Annotated in this window: 26 protein-coding genes; 10 read left to right on the top strand and 16 right to left on the bottom strand. The window is 60.2% G+C overall.

Annotated features, from left to right (window positions below; genetic code table 11):
• Positions 1-391 precede the first annotated feature (391 nt).
• Positions 392-1,585, bottom strand: coding sequence for a Zn-dependent hydrolase (locus tag ACRZ95_RS12885; RefSeq protein ID WP_170679339.1), 1,194 nt, complete (start codon positions 1,583-1,585; stop codon positions 392-394).
• 135 nt (positions 1,586-1,720) lie between these two features.
• On the opposite strand from ACRZ95_RS12885, the gene ACRZ95_RS12890 reads away from it, so the two are divergent.
• The 4 genes from ACRZ95_RS12890 to ACRZ95_RS12905 are packed head-to-tail and all read left to right on the top strand — an operon-like array spanning position 1,721 to position 5,212.
• The gene (locus ACRZ95_RS12890) at positions 1,721-2,371 is read left to right on the top strand and encodes a histidine phosphatase family protein (RefSeq protein ID WP_170528781.1); all 651 of its coding nucleotides are present in this window, start codon (positions 1,721-1,723) and stop codon (positions 2,369-2,371) included.
• A gap of 10 nt (positions 2,372-2,381) precedes the next feature.
• A complete protein-coding gene (locus ACRZ95_RS12895; RefSeq protein WP_170679341.1) occupies positions 2,382-2,996 on the top strand; it encodes a glutathione S-transferase family protein in 615 nt (204 codons plus the stop codon).
• A gap of 14 nt (positions 2,997-3,010) precedes the next feature.
• Positions 3,011-4,066: a saccharopine dehydrogenase gene (locus tag ACRZ95_RS12900; RefSeq protein WP_170679343.1), complete on the top strand. Its 1,056-nt coding sequence runs from the start codon at positions 3,011-3,013 to the stop codon at positions 4,064-4,066.
• Between the two features lie 3 nt (positions 4,067-4,069).
• Positions 4,070-5,212 (top strand): saccharopine dehydrogenase C-terminal domain-containing protein, encoded by a 1,143-nt coding sequence (locus ACRZ95_RS12905; RefSeq protein ID WP_170679345.1) that lies wholly within the window; start codon positions 4,070-4,072, stop codon positions 5,210-5,212.
• Positions 5,213-5,314: 102 nt separating this feature from the next.
• On the opposite strand, the gene ACRZ95_RS12910 is transcribed toward ACRZ95_RS12905, so the two are convergent.
• The 4 genes from ACRZ95_RS12910 to ACRZ95_RS12925 all read right to left on the bottom strand — a co-directional run bounded on the left by ACRZ95_RS12910 (position 5,315) and on the right by ACRZ95_RS12925 (position 7,117).
• Complete coding sequence (locus ACRZ95_RS12910; RefSeq protein WP_170492715.1) at positions 5,315-5,518, bottom strand: DUF1127 domain-containing protein; 204 nt, start codon at positions 5,516-5,518, stop codon at positions 5,315-5,317.
• 56 nt (positions 5,519-5,574) lie between these two features.
• Positions 5,575-5,802 carry a DUF1127 domain-containing protein gene (locus ACRZ95_RS12915; RefSeq protein WP_170379288.1) on the bottom strand — a complete coding sequence of 76 codons (228 nt, stop codon included), beginning with the start codon at positions 5,800-5,802 and terminating at the stop codon, positions 5,575-5,577.
• A gap of 139 nt (positions 5,803-5,941) precedes the next feature.
• A complete protein-coding gene (locus tag ACRZ95_RS12920) occupies positions 5,942-6,259 on the bottom strand; it encodes a DUF3775 domain-containing protein (protein WP_170379290.1) in 318 nt (105 codons plus the stop codon).
• Positions 6,260-6,346: 87 nt separating this feature from the next.
• Entirely contained in the window at positions 6,347-7,117 is a 771-nt protein-coding gene (locus tag ACRZ95_RS12925) for a DUF1365 domain-containing protein (protein WP_170679347.1), read from the bottom strand.
• 291 nt (positions 7,118-7,408) lie between these two features.
• Here ACRZ95_RS12925 and ACRZ95_RS12930 point away from each other — a divergent pair, with 291 nt between their 5' ends.
• From ACRZ95_RS12930 to ACRZ95_RS12940, 3 genes are read left to right on the top strand one after another with little or no spacing between them, the layout of a single operon-like run.
• Entirely contained in the window at positions 7,409-7,924 is a 516-nt protein-coding gene (locus ACRZ95_RS12930) for a sigma-70 family RNA polymerase sigma factor (RefSeq protein ID WP_475220036.1), read from the top strand.
• Positions 7,925-7,934: 10 nt separating this feature from the next.
• A complete protein-coding gene (locus ACRZ95_RS12935; RefSeq protein WP_170679350.1) occupies positions 7,935-8,585 on the top strand; it encodes a ChrR family anti-sigma-E factor in 651 nt (216 codons plus the stop codon).
• A gap of 45 nt (positions 8,586-8,630) precedes the next feature.
• Positions 8,631-9,035 (top strand): hypothetical protein, encoded by a 405-nt coding sequence (locus tag ACRZ95_RS12940; RefSeq protein ID WP_170679352.1) that lies wholly within the window; start codon positions 8,631-8,633, stop codon positions 9,033-9,035.
• Positions 9,036-9,048: 13 nt separating this feature from the next.
• On the opposite strand, the gene ACRZ95_RS12945 is transcribed toward ACRZ95_RS12940, so the two are convergent.
• The 7 genes from ACRZ95_RS12945 to ACRZ95_RS12975 form a co-directional block, all read right to left on the bottom strand.
• On the bottom strand, positions 9,049-10,365 hold the full coding sequence (locus tag ACRZ95_RS12945) for an adenylate/guanylate cyclase domain-containing protein (protein ID WP_170679354.1): 1,317 nt from the start codon (positions 10,363-10,365) through the stop codon (positions 9,049-9,051).
• A 28-nt stretch (positions 10,366-10,393) separates the two neighbouring features.
• Positions 10,394-11,623, bottom strand: coding sequence for a DNA recombination protein RmuC (locus tag ACRZ95_RS12950; protein WP_170679356.1), 1,230 nt, complete (start codon positions 11,621-11,623; stop codon positions 10,394-10,396).
• A 57-nt stretch (positions 11,624-11,680) separates the two neighbouring features.
• Positions 11,681-13,543 carry a DNA mismatch repair endonuclease MutL gene (gene mutL, locus ACRZ95_RS12955; RefSeq protein WP_170679358.1) on the bottom strand — a complete coding sequence of 621 codons (1,863 nt, stop codon included), beginning with the start codon at positions 13,541-13,543 and terminating at the stop codon, positions 11,681-11,683.
• Between the two features lie 287 nt (positions 13,544-13,830).
• Positions 13,831-14,760 (bottom strand): metal ABC transporter permease, encoded by a 930-nt coding sequence (locus tag ACRZ95_RS12960; protein WP_170679360.1) that lies wholly within the window; start codon positions 14,758-14,760, stop codon positions 13,831-13,833.
• Positions 14,757-15,962 carry a metal ABC transporter permease gene (locus tag ACRZ95_RS12965; protein WP_170679362.1) on the bottom strand — a complete coding sequence of 402 codons (1,206 nt, stop codon included), beginning with the start codon at positions 15,960-15,962 and terminating at the stop codon, positions 14,757-14,759. Before ACRZ95_RS12965 ends, ACRZ95_RS12960 begins: the two co-directional genes overlap by 4 nt.
• A gap of 3 nt (positions 15,963-15,965) precedes the next feature.
• A complete protein-coding gene (locus ACRZ95_RS12970; RefSeq protein WP_170679364.1) occupies positions 15,966-16,769 on the bottom strand; it encodes a metal ABC transporter ATP-binding protein in 804 nt (267 codons plus the stop codon).
• Positions 16,770-16,772: 3 nt separating this feature from the next.
• Complete coding sequence (locus tag ACRZ95_RS12975) at positions 16,773-17,726, bottom strand: metal ABC transporter solute-binding protein, Zn/Mn family (protein WP_170679366.1); 954 nt, start codon at positions 17,724-17,726, stop codon at positions 16,773-16,775.
• 202 nt (positions 17,727-17,928) lie between these two features.
• On the opposite strand from ACRZ95_RS12975, the gene deoC reads away from it, so the two are divergent.
• The 3 genes from deoC to ACRZ95_RS12990 are packed head-to-tail and all read left to right on the top strand — an operon-like array spanning position 17,929 to position 22,107.
• A complete protein-coding gene (gene deoC / locus ACRZ95_RS12980) occupies positions 17,929-18,927 on the top strand; it encodes a deoxyribose-phosphate aldolase (protein WP_170679368.1) in 999 nt (332 codons plus the stop codon).
• Positions 18,928-18,938: 11 nt separating this feature from the next.
• The gene (locus ACRZ95_RS12985) at positions 18,939-21,272 is read left to right on the top strand and encodes an aldehyde dehydrogenase family protein (RefSeq protein WP_170679370.1); all 2,334 of its coding nucleotides are present in this window, start codon (positions 18,939-18,941) and stop codon (positions 21,270-21,272) included.
• Positions 21,273-21,297: 25 nt separating this feature from the next.
• The gene (locus ACRZ95_RS12990; protein ID WP_170679372.1) at positions 21,298-22,107 is read left to right on the top strand and encodes an SDR family oxidoreductase; all 810 of its coding nucleotides are present in this window, start codon (positions 21,298-21,300) and stop codon (positions 22,105-22,107) included.
• A gap of 52 nt (positions 22,108-22,159) precedes the next feature.
• On the opposite strand, the gene ACRZ95_RS12995 is transcribed toward ACRZ95_RS12990, so the two are convergent.
• The 4 genes from ACRZ95_RS12995 to ACRZ95_RS13010 all read right to left on the bottom strand — a co-directional run bounded on the left by ACRZ95_RS12995 (position 22,160) and on the right by ACRZ95_RS13010 (position 25,773).
• Positions 22,160-22,324, bottom strand: a complete 165-nt coding sequence (locus ACRZ95_RS12995; protein WP_170379318.1) for a hypothetical protein — start codon at positions 22,322-22,324, stop codon at positions 22,160-22,162.
• 209 nt (positions 22,325-22,533) lie between these two features.
• Positions 22,534-23,838, bottom strand: coding sequence for a M16 family metallopeptidase (locus ACRZ95_RS13000; RefSeq protein WP_170679374.1), 1,305 nt, complete (start codon positions 23,836-23,838; stop codon positions 22,534-22,536).
• Positions 23,835-25,175 (bottom strand): M16 family metallopeptidase, encoded by a 1,341-nt coding sequence (locus ACRZ95_RS13005; protein ID WP_170679376.1) that lies wholly within the window; start codon positions 25,173-25,175, stop codon positions 23,835-23,837. The genes ACRZ95_RS13000 and ACRZ95_RS13005 overlap by 4 nt, the downstream gene beginning before the upstream one ends.
• Before the next feature lie 82 nt (positions 25,176-25,257).
• On the bottom strand, positions 25,258-25,773 hold the full coding sequence (locus tag ACRZ95_RS13010) for a DUF3035 domain-containing protein (RefSeq protein ID WP_170555488.1): 516 nt from the start codon (positions 25,771-25,773) through the stop codon (positions 25,258-25,260).
• Between the last annotated feature and the right edge of the window lie 33 nt (positions 25,774-25,806).

Genomic DNA, 25,806 nt, shown 5'->3' on the forward strand with positions numbered 1-25,806 from the left:
GGATACTGAACAGGCATCTCCCAGCCCGCAAAATCAACCATCTTGCCGCCAAGCTCGACGTGCAAATCGTAAAGAGGAGTGCGCTTCGGTGCGTCGGTCATGGCAGATACCTTTTCGTATCGAGTGGTCGGAACGCATACCCGTAAGTTTGCCCCAACTTGGATCTAATGCAACGATTCAGCCTTGGTGTTTCGGCCCAGAACCGCAGCCAGAGCGGGCATGTATACGAGCGCATGCATCGGTAATGTTCCTATAGGAAACTTTTTTCCGTTAGGCAACAGACGATGTTCTCAGCGCTGGTAACTGGCACATTTGCGAAGCTGCACTTTCAACTCGGAGATTGGCTATGGTCATGCTTACAATCGAGAATTTGCGTATTCGCTACAATTCACTACGGTTTTGGCTGCAGCCTTTGAACGACGTGATCCAGCACATGAAGCCCGGCGATCAGGTCACTTTCGGCGGTATCCTCGGCAAAATCGTGACTGATTCCGTCAATAGACGGCGCAAACAGCATGGCAACCGGCATCAGGCGCGAGACGTTGGTGGCATCATGAAGCGCCCCCGAGGGCATCCTGCGCCACTTGCCGGGCGCGACCTGTTCGGCCCCATGCTCCAACGCGGCGCGAAGCGAGGAGTCCATGGCCACCGGCTCCAGCCCCAGCATCGGACCGTAGCTCAGGCCCATGCCCATCTCTGCGGCGATCTCGGCGGCTGTGGCGCGAATGATCTCCTCCATCCTTGCCAGACGGTCGGCATCTCCGTCACGCCATTGCATCGAAAACCGCACCCGCCCCGGCACAATGGACGAGGCGTTGGGGTGCAAATCCACATGCCCAATTGTCCAGACGGTTTGCTGCGTAACCACGTTTCGGAACCGGTCGTTCAGACGGGCGTTGAACGCAGACAGAGCCTGAAACGCGTCGCGACGCAGATGCATCGGCGTGGTTCCGGCGTGGTTCTGCTGACCGTCGAACTGAACCACCATATCGCGAATGCCAACGATCTCGGTTACAACTCCGATTTGCTCTTTCTGGGTATCAAGCGTCGGGCCTTGCTCGATATGCATCTCGATGAAGCCGGTGAAACGGGAGGGATCGACAAAACTCTCGGCCAGATCGCCCATCGCGCCCCGGGCTTTGGCAAAGGGTATGCCTGCATGGTCGGTCAGCTCGTCCGCCTGATCCAAAGACAGACCGCCCGACCAGATGGCCGAGCCTGTAGTAACACCAAACCGCCCCTCTTCATCTTGAAAGCTGACGACCGAGACTGGCTGATCGCTACTGCGCGCAATCTCAAGCGCGGCGATCACGCCTAGCGCACCGTCGAGCCAGCCGCCTTCGGGCTGGCTATCGCTATGTGACCCCATCAGCAAGGACGGCCCGTCCGTCAAACCAAACAGGTTCCCGACCGGATCGAAATGCGGGGTAAGGCCCGCATCTGCCATCCGGTTCGCCAGCCATTTCCGGGCGGCAATGTCGGCCTCGGAATAGGCGGGGCGGATAACGCCTTTGCCCACGCCCGAGGCACCGAATTCGCGCAGCTTGTGCAGATCAGCCAAAAAGCGGTTTTCGTTGATTGCCATGAACTCCCCCCAAACGTCTTGCGCGGCCAACCATAGCGCCCAGCTGGCAACCTGCAATCACCCTTCGATTTTTGCCTAACCCCTCTGGCCCCGGCCCGGAACCTGCCCTAAGACTTGCCAGCAAGAGGGACCGCCATGTCACATATCACACTGGTTCGTCACGGTCAGGCCAACACGGCAGCGCGGGACGAGGTAAACTATGACAAGCTCAGCGATCTGGGCCACCAGCAGGCGCGCTGGCTGGGCGCGCATTTGCGCGACACGCGCGCGCATTATCCTCGCGTCTATTGCGGCACGCTGACCCGGCATGTCGAAACCGCATCGAGCATGGGACTGCCTGAGCCGGTTCGAGATGCACGCCTGAACGAGATCGAGTATTTCACCTTGGCGCAACTGTTTCACGAACAGCACGGCGTGGCGATCCCGACTGATCGCGAAGGGTTCGTTGACCACCTGCCCCGCACATTCGCTGCGTGGGCCGCTGGCGACATCCAGGATGCGCCCGAAAGTTTCGAACAGTTTGAAACCCGCGTCAGTGACGCCCTGCATGAGATCGGAACCGAGGGTGGGCCGGCCATTGTCGTAACTTCGGGTGGGCTGATCTCGATGGTGGTGCGGCAGGCAATGGGGCTGGATATCCCGTCGATGGCGCGGGTGGCGCTTGCCATCATGAACACCTCGATGCACCGGCTGCATCCGATTGGAGCGCAGCTCAGCCCGGTTCTTTTCAACGCGACCCCGCATCTGGAAGCGCCAGACCGTCAGTTCGCCCAGACCCATCTGTAGGGAGGTCACGATGCAGCTTTACTACGCTCCCCGCACCATCTCGGTCGCTGTCGCCATAGCGCTGGAGGAGGCCGGTCTGGATTATGAGGCGATCCGATTGGACTTTGCCGATGGCGAACAGACCAGACCCGCCTACAAGCAGATCAACCCCAAGGGCCGGGTTCCGGCGCTGGCGGTGGATGGCGGTATCCTGACCGAAACCGGCGCGTTGCTCGACTATATCGCAACCATCGCGCCGCAAGCCGGGCTGGTCCCCGAAGACCCGGTCATGGCCGCGCGGATGCGCGAGGTGATGTACTACCTCGCCTCGACCATGCATGTGAACCATGCCCACAAGATGCGCGGGCACCGCTGGGCCGACAAGAAATCCAGCTGGAAAGACATGAAGGACAAGGTCGCGCAGACCATGACCGCGTCCTGCAAATACATCTCGTCGAACGGGCTGCGCGGGCCGTTCGTTCTGGGTGAGACCTTCTCGCTTGCCGATGCCTACCTCTATGTGGTGTGCAGTTGGCTGGAGGGCGACGGCGTAGATGTCTCGGCCTTCCCCAAAATCCTCGCCTTCCGCGAGGCGATGGAAGCGCGGGGTTCGGTTCAGGCGGTGCAGGCCGCCGGAATGCTCTGACAAAAGGAAATATGATGACACATCTCTGGGTCCGGGCAGAACAGCGCCCGAACGAAGAACGGGTCGGCCTGACCCCCGAAGGCGCCGCCGCGCTGATCGCGGCAGGCATCCGTCTGACGGTCGAAGAAAGCTCTGTCCGCGCCATCCCGCTGGACGGTTACAAGGACGCAGGCTGCGAGATCGCGGCTGAAAACAGCTGGCCCGAGGCCCCGCAGGACGCGATCATCTTCGGCCTGAAAGAGCTGCCCGAGGACGGCACCCCCCTGCCTCATCGCCACATCATGTTTGGCCATGCCTACAAGGGCCAACATTCCGGTCGGGCACTGCTAGAGCGGTTCAAGGCGGGCGGCGGCACGCTCTATGATCTGGAATATCTGGTCGACGAAGACGGCCGCCGCGTCGCTGCCTTTGGCTATTGGGCTGGATATGCGGGCGCGGCGGTCACGCTGAAAACATGGGCCGCGCAGCAACGCGGACAGGAATGCCCGCCCGTAGGCGTCTATGCCAACAAAGATGCGCTCAACGCCGAATTGCTGGCCGAGTTGGACGCCACCGGCGCCGACCGCCCCCGTGCCATCGTTATCGGCGCGTTAGGCCGAGTGGGTACGGGTGCCGCAGATATGTGCGAAGCGATGGGTGTCAGCGTCACTAAATGGGACATGGCCGAGACCGCCAGCGGAGGCCCATTCCCGGACATCCTGGATCATGACCTGTTCCTGAACTGCATCTTCGCGCGCCCCGGCACGCCGGTCTTTGTTCCGCGCGAGGCGCTGACCGCGCCGCGTAAGTTGACCGCCATCGGTGACGTGGCCTGCGACCCGGATAGCGACTACAATCCGGTCCCGGTCTATGACCGCGCCACCACGTGGGAGGCCCCCGCCCTGCGCGTTGCCACCGACCCAGTGATGGACGTGATGGCCATCGACAACCTGCCCTCAATGCTGCCGGTCGAAAGCTCACAAGACTACGCGGCGCAACTGCTGCCGTCTCTGCTGACGCTCACCGATCTGGACAGCGGCGTCTGGGGTCGGGCAGAAGCAACCTACAAAACTCATATCGAAGGACTCTGAGCGATGACGATTCACTGGTGTGGCACCGGCCTGTCGGCCATCCCCGGCCTGCGCCGCCTGATCGAGGGCGGGCACAAGGTCACCGTCTGGAACCGAACCATCGAAAAGGCCGAAGCCGAGGTCGGAGACCTGACCGACGACATCCGTGCCTTCGACATCGACGCTCTGGGCGCGGTGCTGGAGAAGGGCGACGTGATCGTCTCGATGTTGCCGGGCGATTGGCACGTGCCGCTGGCGGAGCTGGCAATCTCCAAAGCAGCGAACTTCGTCTCGTCCTCCTACATCGCTCCCGAAATGCGCGCGCTGGATGACAAGGCGCGTGAAGCTGGTGTGGCTTTGGTCAATGAGGTCGGGCTGGACCCGGGCATCGACCACCTGATGGCGCATGCTTTGGTGGCCGACTACCGCGCCTCGGATGCATTTGACGCGCAGAACCATCTGAGTTTTATTTCTTATTGTGGCGGCATCCCTAAGAACCCGAACCCGTTCCGCTACAAGTTCAGCTGGTCGCCACTAGGTGTGCTCAAAGCACTGCGGTCGCCGTCGAAATCCATACGCGACTATGCCCCGCTGGACATCGCCCGCCCATGGGACGCGATCAGCAGCTATATCGCGCCGCTGCCAACCCCCGAGAGCTTTGAGGTCTACCCAAATCGCGACTCGCTGCCCTTTATGGCCGAATACCAGTTTGAGGATCACTGGCCGGTCAAAGAATTCGTCCGCGGCACCCTGCGCCTGAACGGCTGGACCGATGCCTGGGCCGACGTATTCTCCGAAATCGAGACCCTCTCAGGCCCCGAAGGCGACGCGCGTCTGAAAGAGATGTCGGATCAGTTCTGGGCCGAAAACGCCTATGACGAAGGCGAGCCCGACCGCGTGGTGCTGTGCGTTGGCCTGAAAGCCGAGAAAGACGGCGTTGAGGTTTGGCACAAAACCTACGTCATGGATGCCTGGGGCGATGAACGCGGCACCGCGATGGCGCGTCTGGTGTCGATCCCGGTCTCACTGGCGGTTGAAGCCGTCCTGAACCGCGCCATCCCTGCTGGCGTTCACGCAGCACCCAGCGACCCGAAACTGGTGCAAGGCTGGATGGGTGAAATCGACACGCTCGCGCAGCATCTGCAAATCGTGGATCACTTGGGTTAACCAGCCGGGAAAAGAAAAAGGCCATCCCAGCATGTCTGGAATGGCCTTCAATCTCGTATTATTTCCATTTCTAAGCCTGGCTTTCCGTACGACGCCCGAGCGTCAGATATATCGATTGATCGTGTCCTCGATATCGCTGCGGTTTATGCCCAACTCGGCCAACTGATTGTCGCTTAGGCCATCCAGATACTGCGCAGCACGCACAATTTCCGGACTTATGGCCCTGATACGCATGGCGCGATCAAACAGTAGTAGTGCCGTAGCGGACGGCGTTGGCTGATTTGCGGGCGGGATGACATCAAACATATTCGTTACCTCACTCATTACAAAAACGGCGTTTGCGAACGGTCGCGGACCCTGTTTCATTGTCGAAGTGGGGCACCGTTGAAAACGCTCTCATAGGCGCGTTGTTTGATCTCGCTCCGATCAATCCCGATATCCGCGAGTTGGTGATCCGAAAGTCTTTCCAGATTACGCACCGTGTTCGAGAAAATGCGTCTCCGAAAAAACTCGACCTTTGCGTCCGCGTAGTTCGAGAACAAACCGTCAAAGAGGCCAGTCCGGGCTTCTGCAGTATGTGTATGTGCCATTTATTTTCCTCCTAAATTTGATTTTCAGTGCAGTACTGACATCAAATAAAGGGACGCTGCGTTAACCAAAAAGCAGCGTTCCATTAAAGTTTCTTTAGGAAGATGGAGCGCGATGCCACGCGCTATCCGGAGCCTTCGGCTACATCAGATCGTTCTCGATATCCTCAGCCGATATGCCCAAGGCATCCAACCCGTTCTCAAGATGATCCGACAGATGGGGTGTACCGATCAGATAGTCGGCGCAGGGGGTCGAAGCCTCGGACTTGGCGGTGGCAATGGCCTCGGCCAGATCCTCGGCGAAAAAGCTTTCGCGCCCGATCCACATGATGGCGACCAGCTCGGCCTGCTCATCCTCGCTCATCCGGTCGACAAAGGCGCGTAGCTCACCTTCGGCCCGTCCCAGTTCACGCCCCATCATGGCAACCTGAGCCACTTTCCTTGCCGAAATTTCCAACATGCCTTCAGCTCCTCTTGTTCGCGGTTTCTACACATCAGACCCCGACACGCGCCCTGAGTCTTTGATCTTACGCAAACAGAGGGGCAACTATCGCCGAACCCGCGACACCGGTTGATCCGGGACAGGAGCCGTGCGGAACGGACGAAACCGGGCTTTTTTGATCCACAGCTTGATTGCCTGCCATACGATCAGCGCAAAGGTGCGCCGCGCACCAAACGGACGCCGCACCAACGACCATAGTATAGAGCGGTTGGTCAGCGGCTGGCGCGGACCCGTCAGCGTGGCAATCAGCCCGCCTCCTTCCCGCCCATAGTCGATCCAAACCCCAACGCGGTCGGGACGATAGTCGAAGCGGAATGTGTAGTTCCCCTCAATCTTCTGGAAGGGCGACACATGCATCAGCTTGTCCGCCACCACCCGGTCCGAGGGGTCGATGACCGCAAAACCCGGCTTGTGGCAAACATAGCTGTGGCGCGTCCCGTAAGTGTTCGTGACCTCAGCGACCACGGCGTAAAGCTGCCCTTCCTGATCGAAACAGAACCAGAAACTGACCGGGTTGAAAACATGGCCCAGAACCCTCGGCTGCGTCAGCAACATGATCCGCGCGGGCTGGGGCACCTCCAATTCCTCAAACCGGGCGCGCAGCCATGGGGCTCCGATCCCCTGCCCCGGTTCACCACCGTGATCTGAGCTGCGCCAATTGGTGATGTTCACCCGGTCGACCGAAAAAAGCAGCGGCGTGGACAGATCGGCCTCGGGGTCCAGCAGGATGTAATCGACCGAATAGCGAAAGGCGTTTTCAATCGCCCCTTTGCGACCGTGATAGGTGTAACCTGCTATGTGGTCGATATTTTTCATTCCGCCGCGCGTCCTGCTTTGCCCGTAAATTGTTCGACTTGCGCCCTTTTCAGAAAAGAGACGTCATTTGAAATACGGAATCCACCCCGGTTTGGACTTTTTTTGTCGCATGAAAGTGATCCGCCTTGGTGCCCCCCGCGTAATCCGGTTATGTTTACCGAGATCAATACCGTGACCTTGGACGAACCTGCGGCTGAACAGGCCGCCCCTCAGCCTTGGCGCGCAAAGAAACGCATCAAGGGTAGACAGGTGAACGGAACGAACGGCAGTTGCGACACCAGGACCGAGTGGGTGGACCATGTCAGGCGCATCCGAGACGCGCAGGACCAGGCGGCTTTTGCCGAGCTGTTCCAGCATTTCGCGCCGCGTATAAAGGCGTTCCTGATGAAGTCAGGATCCGACGCCGCGCTGGCCGAAGAGTGCGCGCAAGAGGTGATGGCGACCTTGTGGCACAAGGCCCATCTGTTCGATCCGTCACGGGCCACGGTGGCCACTTGGGTGTTCACCATCGCTCGGAACAAGCGCATTGACGTCCTGCGCAAGCAACGCCGCCCTGAACCCGAGGAACTGGGATGGGGCCCCGAGGCTGAGCCGGACCAGGACGATGTCCTTGCGCTACAACAGGAAACCGCGCAGCTGCGCACCGCCATGCTGGCGTTGCCCGAGGCGCAGAGAGAGCTGATCGAGAAGGCGTATTTCGGTGATCTGAGTCACCGAGAGATTGCGTCTCAGACTGGGTTGCCCCTGGGAACGATCAAATCACGTATTAGGTTGGCGCTGGACCGCTTGCGCCACGCGATGAACTGAGATGAGCAAGATGAGCCAGTCGATTAAACATCACCTGACAGATGAGCTGCTGATGGCCTATGCCGCCGGCTCACTGCCCGAGGCGTTCGACCTGATGGTCGCAACCCATCTGTCGCTTTGCGACCACTGCCGTGCGCGCGCCGAAAGCTATGAGGCCGTGGGCGGACATGTTCTGGATGAACAATCTGACGCAGTAAGCATGAGCGACACATCCCTCGCCGCGACGATGGCACTGATCTCTCAAGGCGCACCGACCCCCAAGCCCGCACGTCCGGGCTGCGCCATCCTGCCGACCCCCCTGCAAGACTACGTCGGTGGGACAGTTGATGACATTCAGTGGAAACCGATTGGTATGGGTGTGAAACAAGCGATCCTGCCGACCAGCAAAGAGGCCACCGCCCGCTTGCTGTTCATCCCTGCAGGTGTCGCCGTCCCGGATCACAGCCACAACGGTACTGAATTGACGATGGTTCTTCAGGGTGCCTTTTCGGATGAGGTTGATCGCTTTGCCCGTGGCGATGTCGAGATTGCAGATGAAGATCTGCATCACACGCCGACGGCGGACATCACCGAGGATTGCATCTGTCTGGCCGTCACGGACGCACCGCTGAAGTTTAGCAAACTGATGCCGCGCCTTTTCCAGCCGTTCTTGCGGATCTGATCGTGTATAATTCGGATCAGAACTGCCTCTGACAGGAGATATTTCATGACCCGAACATATTTGATTGCGTTTGGCTTTGCGTGCTTTGCCACGATTGCGTCAGCCCAGATGAAGGCCGATGTGAAGTTCGAGCCAGGCAACTTTGGCACAATGGTCAACGGTACCGTGACCGGAGATGAGTATTTTGACTACTCGCTCGGCGCGAAAGCCGGGCAAGAGATGTTTGCCGACCTCAAGGTCAGCGACACCAATGGCAATGGTGTGGTCTATTTCAACATCCTGCCCCCCGGCAGCGATGGCGTCGCGATCTATAACGGTTCGATCGACGGAAACACCGCCCGGATCGATCTGCCCGAAGACGGAGACTATACGATCCGTGTCTATCTGATGGGAAATGACCGGGATACGGGCAAAACCGTGGGCTACAATCTGGACCTGTCGATCCAGTAAGTTGCTACTTGGGCTAGCTGTCGACTTCGGCGTTTTCAGACCGGATAGGAACCCCAAACAGCTCTAACGCGCCGCTGCGGCCCTTGACCTCGATCGGGGGGATGCTGACCAGCCTGTCCAACAGGACCGGCTCTCCGGCCGCTTGAATAAGGTCGTTCGAGACGATCATATCCATTTCCAGATCGCGGGTCAGGCTTTCAAGTCGCGCGGCTGTGTTCACCGCGTCTCCGAACACCGAAAACTCCAGCCTGTCCTGATCGCCTATCACGCCGAGAAACACCTCACCCCAATGCAAGCCGATTCCGGTGCCAAGTGAAGGAAGGCCCGCCGATTTGCGCTCGGCGGTCCAGCGGGCCATTTCGTCCAACAGTCCTGCGCCGCAGTTCAGGCAGCGTTTTGCGGCCTGCTCACCGTCAAACACGATCATGACGGCGTCTCCGATGAACTTGTCGATGATACCGTTTTCCCGACGCACGACAGCCGAGACCCGGCGTCTGTAGTCTGAGATAAGCTCAGAGACCTCATCCGGCTCCAGCTGTTGCGACAGTGTTGTGAATCCGCGCAGGTCGATGAAAATCAAACCGGCCTTCTGGCGGCGTCCGTTCTTCAACGCCGCCAATCCGCTGTCGCCGAGGTCCTGAACGACCTGCGAGGGCAGGTAACGCGTCAGGTTTGCGCGACGCTGCGCCTCAGTTATGGATTGGAACAGCAACTTGTGAACCCGCCTTGCGGCGACGATCAGAACCACCCCGGCCAGGGCGATCATGAAGACACGGATCAGGTTGGGAGGGGGTGCCAGAAACAGCCAGATAGGACTGTCTGTGTGACCCCTCGCGGATCCTGCATCTATCCCGATCAGGAACAGAAACCCAAGCGACAGCAAGACAACCTGCATAAACATGACCTTGGGGTTGCCGCGCAATACTCCGAAAGCCAGAACCACAGGGGCCAGCCAGACGGCGGGCAAAACGAAGACCTCGTCCCCGACAAGGCCGGTATTGAGCAAGCCCAACCAAACCGAAACAATCAGGAACACAGAATCTGCGCCTGACACAGGCCAGGCCATCCAACCCGAAAAGCGCCCCCTGCGAGCCGCGATCCATGTCACGAAGCCAAGCAAGAAATAGGCAAAGAGGGTTCCGAACGCGAACGCCCATTGGCGCTCCAGAACCGCATGTCCGCTGTTCGAAACCGGTTGGATGGTGACGAGGAAAAAGACGCCAAGGCCCGCCGCAACACCCATTCGCAACAGGCCAACGATCTGTTCCGCGTCTTGCTCGGCCGTTCTCAGCAGTTGGTCAATTTCTGGCGGGTGCGCCGCATTTTTCATTCTGCAACCTGTCTGTCAGGATGCGCACTCAGCCCTCGTGCCGCGTCAAAGGGACGACCTCCGAGGGGGCCTCTGGCGCCAATTCCTCAAAATCAAAGTTATCAAGCCGTTGCGCCCTGCGGCCAGCTTTTTCCGCACTGATCTTGATGTCCGAGATATCCTTGGCCGCCTGCCCGAAATGACGATCCAAATTGGCAACGCGGTCGCCCAGACGCTCGACATCCTTGTGCAGCATTCCCAGTTCTTTGCGGATGGCGCCTGCTTGTTCCCGCATCCTTGCGTCTTTTAGAATCGCGCGCATCGTGTTCAGCGTCGCCATACAGGTGGTCGGTGACACGATCCAGACGCGTTTGGTAAAACTCTCCTGCACCAATTCGGGGAACTTGGCGTGCAACTCGGCATAGACCGCCTCGGACGGCAGGAACATCAGCGCGCCATCGGCTGTTTCGCCATCCAGAATGTATTTCTCAGCGATATCGTTGATGTGTTTGCGCACCGTGCTGCGGAACATTTGAACCGCCGCCTTTAGCTCGGCGTCATTGGTCGATCCAATCAGAGCCTCATAGGCTTCCAACGGGAATTTGCTGTCGATCACAATCGGCCCCGGAGGGTTCGGCAGATGGATCAGACAATCCGCCCGGCGTCCGTTCGAGAGGGTTGCCTGCAACTGGAAACTGTCATGCGGAAGCGCTTTGGAGACTATGTCATTCAGCTGAATCTCACCAAACGCGCCCCTGGTCTGTTTGTTCGACAAGATATCCTGCAGCGACAACACATCGCCGGACAGCTTGGTGATGTTGTCCTGCGCCTTGTCTATGGCGGCCAACCGCTCCTGAAGCTGGGTCAGCGAAGTCGCGGTCTGCTTGGAGGACCCGTGCAGCGATTCCTTCATCCTCTCTTGCATTTCGGCCAGCGCGCGGGCCGATTTCATGGCATTGTCGGCCAGTCGGTCATTCATCTGCTGCTGCACCGAGGAAAGGCGGGATTCGACCGTCTGAATCACCTGCACCTGCGCATTGGCCTGCGTGTCCGAGACATGCTGCAACCCGCCGCGCAATTGCTCCTGCCCCTGCCCCAACGCCTGCACATGTTGCCCCAGATGCGCCATCTGTCGCGCGAGGGGCTCTGCCATCCGCGCGGAACGTTGCGACGCCCGCAGCGACAGAAACAGCAACAAAAGAACCAGCGCCAGAACGCCACCCGCAACGAGGATTACGGGGTCATTCAGTGCATATTGGGTGCCTGCAATCTCGATCATATAAACCTGTATGTTCTCGTTTTGTTTCTATCTTTTTAGACGCTTCGCGTGACCAGATCAACTGCGCCCGAACAGGCGCTCGATATCGCTGAGTTTCAGTTCAACATAAGTGGGTCGCCCGTGGTTACATTGGCCGGAATGCGGGGTGGCCTCCATCTCGCGCAGCAGGGCGTTCATTTCCTCGGCCCGCATCCGGCGGCCAGAGCGGATCGAACCACGGCAGGCAACGCGGCTGAGGATCGCCTCAATCCGCGCCTGCACCATCTGACTGTCGCCCTGATCGGCAAGCTCATCGAGGATATCCAGGATCATCGCGCGGGCATCAACCTCGCCCAGAATGGCAGGGGTTTCGCGCACGGCAATGGCACCGCCGCCAAAAGGCTCCAGCGTCAGGCCAAGGCGTGAAAGGTCATCGGCCACTGCCATCAGCCGCGCGCAATCGCCTTCGGACAGTTCGACGATCTCGGGGATCAGCAAAGCCTGCGCGGCGACACCGTTCTCGGCCATTTGCGTTTTGAGCTTTTCATAAACCAACCGCTCATGCGCCGCGTGCTGGTCGACGATGACCATCCCGTCGGCGGTTTGTGCGATGATGTAATTTTCATGCACCTGACCGCGTGCTGCCCCCAAGGGCAGGTCCTGAGGCGCGGGTTCTTCAGCGGTCACCGGGGTCACAACCGGGGTCGGCTCAACGATGCTGCCGCTATAGTCCCTTGCCAATTCAGCAAAGCCGGGGGATTGCGCCCGATACGCGGCTTGCCGGGCCGCCTGCGACGGCCGGTCCATCTGGTAGACCCGCGCAGGGGTAGGCTGCGGCGCCTCGGGCCGCATCGCGCCCAAAGTCGCGTTGGCAACAGTCGAGGACGCCCGATGTCCGGCTTCGGCCAGCGCGTGGCGCAGGGCGGATACGATCAAACCACGCGCGACGCCGGGATCGCGGAACCGAACCTCTGACTTGGCGGGATGCACGTTCACGTCCACCAGCGTCGGATCGCAGTCGATGAAAAGCGCCGCAGCAGGGTGTCGGTCGCGGCTGAGGAAATCGAAATACGCGGCCCGAAGCGCGCCAGTCAGCATCTTGTCACGGACTGGACGGCCATTGACGAACAGATATTGCGCGACCGCAGCCCCGCGCGAATAGGTCGGAAGGGCAGCATAGCCGTACAACCGAATACCTTCGCGGGTCGCGTCAATCTGCAGGGCGTTATCGGCGAACTCGCGACCGATCACGCGGGCCAGACGGGCGTGGAGGGCATCGAAAAGATCGCCATTCTCGCGGTCGGCGCGGAAGGTCACGCGACCCTGACCTCCGCCCGAAACATCGCGCAAGGTGAACGTGACGGAAGGCTCAGCCATGGCGAGGCGTTTGACCGTATCGCCAATGGCCTGAGCCTCGGCCCGATCGGTTCGCATAAACTTGAGCCGTGCCGGCGTGGCGAAAAACAGATCGCGCAGCTCGACCACTGTGCCTGCACGAAGGGCGGCGGGCTTCACCGCCTCCATCTTGCCGCCCGAAACCGCAATTGACGCCGCATTCGCGCCCGGAACGCGGCTGGTGATCGACAAGCGACCTACCGCGCCGAGCGAGGGCAAAGCTTCACCCCGAAAGCCGAAGGTGTGAATGTTCAAAAGGTCCGACCCGTCGATTTTCGAGGTCGCATGGCGCGACAAGGCCAGCGGCAGATCCTCGGGCGCGATACCACAGCCATCATCGGTGACACGAATCAAGGTCTTGCCCCCGCCCGCGATATCTATGGCAATACGGGTGGCTCCGGCGTCGATGGCATTCTCGACCAGTTCCTTGACGGCCGAGGCCGGGCGTTCGACCACTTCACCCGCGGCGATGCGGTTGATCGCAGCATCGTCGAGCTGCCGGATAACGGGTCGTGTTTCGCTGATATTGGGGGTCGTCTGCGCCATACCACCAGACCTAGCACATCACGGCCCGATTCTGCCACCGGATTGAACCGTAATATCGGCCGATCTTTCAGATCAAGAAGGAGGGGGGCCGGACAGTGTTCGGGGGCTGGCTGTGCCGCCCTCACCGAACCCTGCCCGGACTTACCGAAGTGAGTGGTAGTTGTTAGCCGGTAATGTAATTGACCTAACATGCAATTAGTTAAATTGCTTATTAAGAGTCATCTTTATTTACTCTGGGCAAAGTTCAGCCGATGACCTGCGGGAACCAGTGGCAGGAAAGTGCCGCTTCACGCAGGTGTGTGCGCACCCACTCGGGTGCGGCACGGGCCGAAAATGGCGGTCAGGGCCAGGATCGCGCCGGACATGGTGGCGATCATCCCTGCCGCGCTGACGGCGTCCGCCGCGCCCAGCCAAAGCGGGCCATACCCGGCCAGCACATATCCCGAAACAGCTGAGAGGATGGCGAATCCCACGCTCCAGGCGATTTGCGTCTCCAGCCGGTTGGTCATCATGCGCGCCGCAGCAGGGGGGCAGATGAACATGGCGATCACGATGATCGAGCCGACGGCATCAAAGGCGGCAACAGCAGCGATCGCGGCGACGATGACCAACGCCAGTCCTAGCGCGCCCGTGCGGATACCCATGGTGCGAGCGAACCCCTCATCGAAGGTCGAGATTTTCAGTGGCCGCCAGAACAGCCATGTGAACAGCAGAACACCCAGCATCGTCACCGCGATCCGAGGCAGTTCAGGCGGCAGCCCGGCCAAGGCCTGCAAGTCCCAAAGTGAGGACCAGCCCGTCGCATCCAGCCAGATCTGGCTTTCCAGATTGCCGTAAAGCGCATGTTCCACATCCAGATGCACGGTTGAGGTATCCGTCTGCTCCAACAGCAGCACACCTGCCGCAAACATCGTGGTAAAGACCACACCCATCGCCGCACCCGGCTCGATTTGACCCAGCCTCCGGATCGCCTCGATCAGAACAACGGCAACGATCGCCGCTCCCGCCGCGCCCAGCATCATGGGCCAGGTGGAGATCGCTCCGGTCAGCAGAAAGGCCACAACGATGCCGGGCAGGACCACATGGCTGATCGCATCCCCGATCAGCGCCTGTTTGCGCAGCACGAGGAAATTGCCGGGCAAGGCGCAGGCTATCGCCGCGAAGGTGCCGATCAGCAGTGGCGTCAGCGACAGGGGAACGAATTCTTCACCGCTCATGTCGGAACCCCCTGTGGTCCGCCGATGCGATTGTCTATTTCCGCGATCTGATCCTTGGTCAGTACGGTTTCGATGTCACGCAGGCCATCGTATAGCGCGGCAGTCGCCTCATGCGCCTGATCCGCGCGCACGACCTCCCACCGCTTTTCATCGCGCAACGCTTTTGCAGCGCGAGCTTTGCCAGCCTCGGTCGCTACGCCATCGGCGCGCACAAGATCAGCGTGGCGCAACAGGCGCAGGGTTAGAGGTTCGTAGATCTTCTGGCCTTGTGCCAAAGCCAACAGCCCTTGCCGGATATGCACCCGACGTTGGAACCTCAGATGGCGCAGAACGGCGGCCAGAATCCCGCGGACCGGGGCGAGGAACAGGGACAGGACGAAGAAGGCGAAGCTGACCAGAACGATGATAGGCCCAGTCGGCAGATTCGGCGCAGTGGCCGACAAGGCGGCGCCGATATAGCCCGCCAAACCACCCGCGAGACCGGCCAGCAAGACGACGCGATCCGACCGCTCGGACCAGAACCGCGCGGTGACTGGAGGGATGATCAGCAAAGCCACGATCAGGATCAGACCAACGATCTTCAGGCCCACCACAGTGACCGCCATCACCAGACCCATCATGGCAAGGTCAATGCGATGCACGGGCAAGCCCCGGGCGGCGGCATATTCGGGGTCAAACGCCACCAAAGTCATCGGGCGGCGCAGGATCATCACAAGCACCAGAGTCGCCGCACCTCCGATCGCGATGATCAAGGCATCCGCCCACAGCATCCCGGCGGTTGATCCGAGAAGGAAGCCCTCCAACCCCGCTTGCCGACCAACGCCCATAGTCTGAATGACGGTCAACAGGACGATGCCGAAGCCGAAGAACACCGACAGAACCGCGCCGATGGCTGCATCCTCGGCCAGTCGGGTGTGGCGGGTTAGCCAGTTCAGGCAGAGCAGACCAACCCAAGCCGACACCGCCGATCCGGCCAGCAGACCCAGCAGGTTGCGCCCGTCCCCACCCAAAGCCACAAGCAGCATGAAGGCCAGGCAGACCCCCGGCAATGTGGCATGGCTGATCGCGTCGCTGACCAGCGCGCGTTTGCGCAAAAACAGAAAGGTTCCGGTGACACCGGCCGAGACTCCAAGCAAACTCGCACCAATAGCGACCAGCGTGGCGTTGTAGCCAAGCTGCAGGCTGAGCGCATCCCAGAGCATTCCCTACCCCAGCGCGCGCGAAATCTGGTCGATTTGCGCGGTGGCCAAGCGGCCTCCGTATGCGGACTGAAGGGTTTCAGCGGTAAAGGCCAGCGCCACCGAGCCTTCGGCGATCTTGCGCGTGTTGATCAGGAAGACATGATCAAAGTAGTCCGTGACCGTGGCCAGATCGTGATGGACGACTACCACGGTCTTGCCCGCCTCCTTCAGCGATTTCAGCACTGCGATGATGGCTTTTTCGGTGGCCGCATCGACACCGGCGAAGGGCTCATCCAACAGGTAAAGATCGGCGTCCTGCGCCAAGGCACGGGCTAGGAACACCCGCTGTTGCTGGCCGCCGGACAGCTGGCCGATCTGACGATCTGCAAAATCGCGCATGCCAACGCGGTTCAGGCAATCCATTGCAGCCGCTTTGTGCCGCGCGCGGACACGGCCCAACAGGCCCAGTTGACGCGACAGGCCCATGAGGACCACGTCAATAACGCGGGTCGGGAAATCCCAGTCAACACTGGCGCGCTGCGGGACATAGGCGATCCGGGCACGTTGTTCCTCGAGCAGTTGACCAAATACAGTCACCTGCCCGGACAAGGGCGTGACGATCCCAAGCGCCGCTTTCAGGAGTGTTGATTTCCCTGCCCCGTTCGGGCCGATAATCGCCGTCATCGCCCCCGGCTGAACTGTCATATCCACCGAGAATACAGCAGGCTTCTGACCGTATGAGACTGTCAGACCACGCACCGCCAGCGGGCTGGCCTCAATCCCTTGGTCTTCGACGGAAACACCCTGAACCGCTGCAAGCTCTAGCATCACTCAAAACCCCGCAGACAGTTTGCCGTTCAGCCCCTGATCGGGGACATCCGCCCCCAAGGCCCCTGCGATCACGGTGATATTGTGATCCAGCATGCCGACATAGGTGCCCTCATAGGTACCTGGCTCGCCCATGGCATCGGAATACAGCTCACCCCCGACCGAGACTTTGTGCCCCTTGGCCGCCGCGCCTTCGATCAGCGCGCGCATAGACCGATCCGACACCGAGCTTTCTACGAACACGGCCGTCAACTGGCGGTCGACCAAAGTGTCGACCAATTCTCCGATCCGGTTCAGACCGGCCTCGGACTGGGTCGAGATGCCCTGAACGCCCATCACCTCATAGCCATAAGCCGCGCCGAAATAGCCAAAGGCGTCGTGAGCGGTCAGCAGCACGCGGCTGTCTTCGGGCACTGCGGTCAGGGCCTGTTCTGCATAGGCTGTCAGGGCGTCCAGCTCGACCAGATGCGCCTGTGCGTTTGCGGCAAAAATCTCGGCAGCTTCGGGGCGGGCCGCGGTTAGCGTCTCTTGGACCTTGGTGACCACATCAGCCCAAAGGGCCGGACTCATCCAGATATGCGGGTCATATTTGTCGGCATAGTCATCATGCGCGCGCAGCTTCGATTTATCGACGCTTTCGGCCACGGCAACCACGGTTTGCTTGCGGCCGAGGTCTTCAAAGAAATCTTCCATCTGCGCCTCAAGGTAGAGACCGTGCCACAGCACCAGATCCGCGCGGGTCATGGCGACGATATCGCTGCGGGTCTGACGGTAGGCATGCGGATCGACACCGGGGCCCATGAGGCCCTTTACCTCGACCTGATCGCCACCGACCTGTCGCACGGCGTCGGCAATCATGCCGGTCGTAGCCACGACTTTCAGCGGCGCCTGCGCCCATGCAGCAAGCGGCATGGCGCTAGCGATAGCTATAGCAGCAAGGAAACTGCGACGAATCATAGTTGATCTCCGGAATTCGGACCCTGTTGCGATTAAATATGAGAACGACTCGCAACTAAGTCAATGCTATTGCGAATTAGTCGCAACAAAATCCCATTTTATTTGTCCAAATGGTCAAAAAAATACCGCAAGGCCGCTCTGCTGCCTTCCATTTACTGCCAAGCCGTGCGATTTTGGCGCAAACCTCCCAAAGGATGTGAGAATGGAACCGCAGCGCTCAGACAGCCCCGTGCGCACCGCGCATCTGCCGCAAGTCACCGAACCCAGAAACCCCGGAATGGATCTTGATCTGGATTGGGTCCGCGCCGTGCAGGCCAATACCTCGGCGATCGAGCGCCGGGCCACGACCCTGCCCGGTCGGCGGTCGGTGAAGAAGGAACATCAGGCTGCGTGGCTGCTGAAGGCGGTCACCATGATCGACCTCACCACACTGTCAGGTGACGACACGGTGGGACGCGTGCGCCGTTTGTGCGCTAAAGCGCGGCAACCGGTTGCGCCAGCAACTTTGCAAGCGCTGGATATGCCCGCAATCACCACAGGGGCCGTCTGCGTCTATCACGACATGATCGAGACTGCCGTTGCCGCTTTGAAAGGCACTGGGATACCCGTGGCTGCCGTCTCCACCGGGTTTCCGGCGGGCTTGTCGCCGTTCCATCTGCGCGTGGCCGAGATAGAAGAAAGCGTGAAAGCCGGAGCGGAAGAGATCGACATTGTCATCTCACGCCGTCACGTGCTGTCGGGCGATTGGCAGGCTTTGTATGACGAGATGAAGGCGTTCCGCGTGGCCTGCGGCGATGCGCATGTCAAAGCCATTCTGGCGACCGGAGAGCTGGGCAGCCTGCGCAACGTCGCGCGCGCCTCGCTGGTCTGCATGATGGCGGGGGCGGATTTCATCAAAACCTCAACCGGGAAGGAAAGCGTCAACGCTACTCTGCCCGTATCGCTGGTGATGATCCGCGCGATTCGCGACTACTATGACCGCACCGGATATCGTGTCGGGTACAAGCCTGCGGGCGGCATTTCCAAGGCCAAGGATGCCTTGGTCTACCTGTCGCTAATCAAGGATGAGCTGGGCGACCGCTGGCTGGAGCCGGACCTGTTCCGCTTTGGCGCCTCATCACTGCTGGGCGATATCGAACGGCAGTTGGAACATTATGTGACGGGCGCGTATTCCGCCGATTATCGCCACTCCATGGGCTGAGGAAAAGCACAATGACAGTCAAAGAAATCTTCGAGACCATGGACTATGGCCCCGCCCCTGAAAGCGCAGCAGAAGCTTTGGCCTGGCTGGTCGATCAGGGCGACAAGTTCGGTCACTATATCGACGGGAGTTTCACCAAACCGGGCAAAGGGTTCGAAAGCCGCAACCCAGCGACCGGAGAGGTTTTGGCCAAGCTGACCCAGGCCAAGCAAGCTGATGTGGACGCGGCCGTCGCGGCTGCCCGCAAGGCGCAACCCAAGTGGGAGAAACTGGGCGGCGCAGGCCGGGCGCGGTATCTCTATGCCATTGCGCGGCTGTTGCAGAAACATTCGCGCCTGTTCGCCGTGCTGGAGAGCATGGATAACGGCAAGCCGATCCGTGAATCGCGTGACATCGACATCCCTCTGGCGCAACGCCACTTCTACTATCACGCCGGTATGGCGCAATTGATGGAGAGCGAGTTGCCCGATGCAGAGGCCTTGGGCGTATGCGGGCAGATCATCCCGTGGAACTTCCCTTTGCTGATGCTGGCCTGGAAGATTGCGCCCGCGCTTGCGATGGGGAATACGGTGGTGTTGAAACCGGCCGAATATACCTCGCTGACCGCGCTGCTGTTCGCTGATATCTGCTCACAGGCCGGGCTACCCAAAGGCGTCGTCAATATCGTGACCGGAGACGGCGCGGTGGGTGAGATGATCGTAAACGCGGACGTGGACAAGATCGCGTTTACCGGCTCGACCGTTGTGGGGCGGCGTATCCGCGAGGCGACTGCGGGTTCGGGCAAGGAACTGACCTTGGAGCTGGGAGGCAAGTCCGCCTATATCGTCTTCGACGACGCTGACATCGACAGTGCGATCGAGGGGCTGGTAGATGCGATCTGGTTCAATCAGGGGCAGGTTTGCTGTGCAGGGTCCCGTCTGCTGGTGCAGGAGGGCATTGCCGACCGCTTCCACGACAAGCTGCGCACCCGGATGGACGGCTTGCGCATCGGTGATCCGCTGGACAAATGCATCGACGTCGGCGCGGTTGTGGACCCGGTTCAGCTGCAGACGATCAAATCCATGGTCGACAGCAACACCGCAGGCCATGTCCATCAGGCCGCCTGTGAGCTGCCGGAAAACGGCTGCTACTACCCTCCGACGCTGATCTCGGGGCTCGAGACCTCGGACCCTCTGATGCAGGAGGAGATTTTTGGCCCGGTTCTGGTCTCCTCGACCTTCCGCACCCCAGCTGAGGCCGTAGAACTGGCCAACAACACCCGCTACGGCCTGGCCGCTACGGTCTGGACCGAGAATGTGAACCTCGCGCTGGATATCGCGCCCAAGCTGGTTGCGGGCGTGGTCTGGGTCAACGCCACCAACCTGTTCGACGCCGCAGCCGGGTTCGGCGGAGTGCGCGAAAGTGGTTTTGGCCGTGAAGGCGGTTGGGAGGGGCTGACGGCCTACACCAAGCCCAAAGGCAAGGCCAAGCCGCTGGCAAAAGTCGTGGCGACCATGGGCGAAGGTGCTCCGGTAGATCCCATCGACCGCACCGCCAAGATGTATGTGGGTGGCAAGCAGGCGCGGCCCGACGGGGGGTACTCCAAGCCTGTTTGGGGTAAGTCCGGTCTTTTGGGTCATGTAGGTCTTGCCAACCGCAAGGACGTCCGCAACGCGGTTGAGGCCGCCGCTGGCGCGAAAGGCTGGTCCAAGACCACCGGCCATCTGCGGGCACAGATATTGTACTATATCGGCGAGAACCTCTCGGCCCGCGCGGGTGAGTTCGCCGCCCGTATCGACGCCATGACCGGCAAGAAAGACGGCGTGAAAGAGGTCGAAGCCTCGATCCAGCGCCTGTTCACCGCAGCTGCCTGGGCCGACAAATATGACGGTCAGGTGCATGGCGTTCCGATCCGGGGCGTGGCAATCGCCATGAAAGAACCCGTTGGCGTGATCGGCGCGCTCTGCGCGGATGAGGCCCCTCTGCTTGGGCTGGTCTCGGCCATGGCGCCTGCGATCGCCATGGGCAACCAGGTCGTACTGGCCGCATCCGAGCCGTATCCGCTGGCGGCGACGGATTTCTATCAGATTCTCGAAACATCGGACGTGCCCGCAGGTGTGGTCAATATCCTGACCGGCAGCCATGCGGAACTGGCGAAGCCGCTGGCCTCGCACCTGAACGTGGATGCGGTCTGGTCTTTCTCATCGACGGATCTGTCGAAAGAGATTGAGGTTGTCTCAGCCGGGAACCTGAAACGGACCTGGGTCAATAACGCGACGGCATTTGATTGGAGCATGGACCATTCCCGCCGCTTCCTTCAGGCTGCGACCGAAGTGAAAAACATCTGGGTGCCCTACGGCGAGTAGGGCTCCCGCATCACGGGAGGCCCACATGGACTTTGCAAACAAAACCGTCATCGTCATTGGCGGCACCAGCGGTATTAACCGGGGCATTGCCGAGGCCTTTGCGGCCTCGGGCGCGAGGTTGGCGGTTGCCAGCCGCTCACAAGAAAAAGTGGATGATACCGTCGCTGCGCTGAAAGCGGCAGGCGCGGCAGAGGCCATCGGTGCGGCGTTTGACGTGCGCGATCCGGACGCCGTGGCGGCGGGGTTGAAACAGTTCCATGATGCGTTTGGTGATTTCGACGTGCTGGTGTCAGGTGCGGCGGGGAATTTCCCGGCGCTGATGTCCGAGATGTCCGTCAATGCATTCAAGACAGTTGTCGACATCGACCTGATGGGCACCGTTCATGTTCTGAAAGGGGCCTACCCTTACCTCAAACGGCCTGGTGGCAGCATCATCAACATCTCGGCCCCGCAATCCTATCTGCCTTATGAAGGGCAGGCTCATGTCTGCGCGGCCAAGGCGGGTGTTGATCAGATCACCCGAACACTGTCCATGGAATGGGGCGTCGAAGGCATCCGTGTGAACTCGGTTGTGCCTGGTTTCATCGAGGGCACCGAAGGGGCCAAACGCCTTGCGCCAACACCCGATGCGGGCGAAGCGCTGCGTAAGGACGTTCCATTGGGCCGTTGGGGACAACCGAAGGACGTGGCCAATGCCTGCCTGTTCCTCAGCTCTGATATGGCCAGCTATATCAGCGGCACAGTCATGGCCGTTGATGGAGCCTTGTATCAGCGCGGCTCGGGTAAGTTTGGCCAGATGATGGGTCAGATGCTGCGGGCGGCGAAAGAGGGCTAAAGCTTGAAGGCTGAATGTTCAGCCGCGGGGCTTTGTTTCGGCTACAGCTAGCTCAAGAGCTTCTGAAATAGATCCCTGCGGCGACCAGCAGCGAGGTCAGGACGCCGGCCACCACGTAAAGTGCAAAGGCGCTGAGCAGGGATTGGCCTAGAATCAAAGCTGCCGCAAAGGTCAGCAACCCTGCAACTGTGCCCAATCCCATAATCGCAACTACCATAGCGTCACTATCCATCCCAAGCTGTGACAAGAGATGAGGACCAAGGGAATCTCATCTCATACTCCGATTATCACAGAATTCTCGACATTTCTGGCTAAAGTATGGCCAAGACGCGTTAACGGTAAGTTAAGGCGGAGAGTTGCCGATCCGGTAAGCGGCGCATCGCTCGTTATCAATAGGTATCCTGCCCTCAGCGTGGGGGGACGGTGTCAGCCGTCCACCCCTTCCGGTTTTCCGACAATGGTGAAGTGCAGGCCCTCTGGGTCCAGCAGTTCAGACGCGACGCGATTGATCTCATCCAGCGTCACCGCATTCACCTTGTCGTTGCGAGTCGCGATATAGTCGATTGGCAGACCCTGCATCTGCATCCCGACCATGATCCCGGCAATACGGCCGTTGCCATCAAACCGAAGCGGATAGGCGCCGGTCAGATAGGTCTTGGCGTCGTCCAACTCCTTCTGGGTCACACCCTCGGACGCCGCCCGGGCCCATTCGTCGCGGATAACCTCGACGGCTTCAGCGATGCGATCGTTGGAGGAAGAAACTGAACCCAAATAGACCGAGGCCAGGTCCTTGGGCGCCAGATAGGAATAGACGCCGTAGGTCAGGCCGCGCTTTTCGCGCACCTCTTGCATCAGGCGGCTTTCGAAACCGCCGCCGCCAAGGATGTGGTTCAGGACAAAAGCCGCGAAGAAATCAGGATCATCACGGTCGATCCCTTTCTGCGAGAACAGCGCCACGGATTGCGGCGTGTCGAATTCGACCACGCTTACGCCACCCTCGATCTGAACCTCGGCTTTTTCCGGGATCGGTTTGCCAGTCTCGGGCAGGTCCAGCAGCAGGGTATCCAGCAGCACGCCCAGTTCCTCGGCTGTGATGTCGCCGACAGCGCCAACGTAGAGGCGATCCTTAGCAAATACGCTCTCATAAGCGGTGACTACATCGTCGCGCGTCAAGGCTGCCACGGTTTCAAGTGTGCCTTTGCCCTCGGACCCGTAGGGATGATCGCCATAGGCCATAGCGGCAAAGCTGCGACCGGCTATATCGTTCGGATCGGTCTGGTCCGAGCGCAGGCCGGACAGGATCTGCGCCTTCACACGTTCCACCGCGTCTTCATCAAAGCGCGGCTCAAGCAAGGTTGTTCGCAGCAGATCAATCACCTCGTCCCGGTTTTCGGTCAGGAAGCGGGCGGAGATCGAAACCGAGTCGTCCCCGGCATTATAGGTGAATGAGGCGGCCAGCGACTCCAACTCGCGCGCATAGGTGCGGGCGTCCATATCACCCGCGCCCTCTTCGATCAGGCCACTCATCAGGTAAACCGCGCCGCGCTTGTCCGGGTCATCCAGCGAGGTACCACCGCGAAAGCGCAGCTCGAGCGCTGCGAAGGGGATCGAGTGATCCTCGACCAACCATGCGGTGATTCCACCGGGAGAGGTGACCTCCTCAATCTCAATCTCGGCCCATGCGGGCAGCGCGATGACAAAGGCGATCAGGGTTGCAAAGATGCGTTTCATTGGGTCACCTCATCATCCTTCATCAGCCAGCCGGTGACCGAGCTTTCCAGTTGCAGAACCTCGCGGGCGGCGGCGATGATTTCATCCCCGGTCACGGCCTGCAGGACGTCGGGCCAGGCCTGTACATCCTCAACCGTCAATCCGCTGGTCAGGGCTCGACCATAGCGGTTGCCGATGCCGTCTACATTGTCGCGGGCGTAGGTCTGCGAGGCGCGCAGTTGCATCTTGATCCGGTCAAGATCTTCTTCGTTCACGCCCTCGACGATGAACTCCGCCACGACCCGATCCATGGCATCCTCGGCCTCTTGCAGCGAGACGCCTTCGGCCGGAACAACCAAAAGGTCAAAGGTGGTATCATCCAACGAGACGCCTCGGTAGAACGCGCCTGCATAGGTAACGACCTGATCTTCGAATTGCAGTTTCTCGTTCAGATATGAGGTCGTGCCGCCCCCAAGAAGCTCGGCCAACAGAAATAGGGCTGCCGCTTTCTCCTGTGCGCCCGGATCGCGTTCCGGGGCCAGATAGCTGCGCTGCACATAGGGCTGCGACACACGCGGGTCTTTGTAGGTCAGGCGACGTTCCGCGGTTTGCGGAGGCTCCTGCGAGCGGACGCGTTCCGGCAGATCCAGATTGGCCGGGATCACACCGTAATACTGATCCGCAAGACTACGCACCTCGTCCGGGTCGACATCTCCGGTCACGACAAGGATGGCGTTATTGGGGGCGTAGTGCGTCTGGTAGAAGGAGAGCGCGTCCTCCATGTCCAGCGTCTCCATCTCATGCCGCCAGCCGATGATCGGGACGCCATAGCGGTGGTTGAGGTATTGCGCCGCGTTCATCTGCTCGCCAAACAGCGCGCGCGGGTTGTTGTCAGTGCGCTGGTTCCGTTCTTCCAGAATCACGTCGCGTTCGGTGGCAATATCGTCTTCGGACAAGCGAATATTCCGCATCCGGTCCGACTCCATCTGCATCATCAGCTCCAGTCGGTCGGCCGCGACGCGCTGGAAATAGGCCGTGTAGTCATAGGAGGTAAAAGCGTTGTCATTGCCCCCATTGGCCGCAACCGTGGCCGAGAACTCGCCCGGTGCCAGAGTATCGGTGCCCTTGAACAGCAGATGTTCGAGGAAATGCGCCACGCCGGACGACCCGATCGGCTCATCTGCCGATCCGGCGCGATACCAGACCATGTGCTGCACGACCGGCGCGCGGTGATCCTCGACCACGACGACATCCATGCCGTTGTCCAAAGTGAAGGTCGTGACCGCCTCTTTCCCGTCCTCGGCAAGGACCGGGGTGGCTGCAATCAGGGCGGCAGATAGTGCCAAAGCCCGAACCATGGGGCATCCTCCGTTTCGTTTCTAGACTTCAAACTACGGTGGAGCCCGGCGGGATCAAGGGAGATGACAGAAAGTTAAAGAATTATTCATTCGGAGGTGAAGACGGAGTCTCTACACCAATACGACGGGCTGCATCGGTCTCGACAAAGGGATCGATCGACTGACGTTCGTAAACCTGCTGGTAGCGATCGACCGGGAACAGGCGCAGACCGGTCCAACGGCCACGGCGCTTGCGGAAGGCTTCATCATCAGCCTCGACCACGGCGCGCGCGTTTGCCGGAACGCCATAACGGCTTGAGGCAGTTACAAGCGCGGCATCTGACGATGGGATCGCCGCATTCGGGTTCAGCGCCGACGCGTTGCCCCCAAGGGCCACTACGGCGTCTGCGTTCGGGTTCGGATCCGTCAGGTTGCCACCGCCCGGTGTGGGGGCTGGCAGAAACGCATAGTCTTTCGGCTGGGTCAGAGGTTTGACCGGCAGCACGGAGAACTCATCCGGCCCTTCCCCCGGAGGGTCAAGATCGCGCAGGCCGGGGTTGTTGCAACCTGCAACGGCTGCACCAAGGATCATGGCAAGTAGGGCGCGCGACAACCGCATCAGAGTCTCCAACCTGTTTCAGGTGCTTTTAAC

Source organism: Ruegeria sp. AI3 (assembly GCF_056541245.1).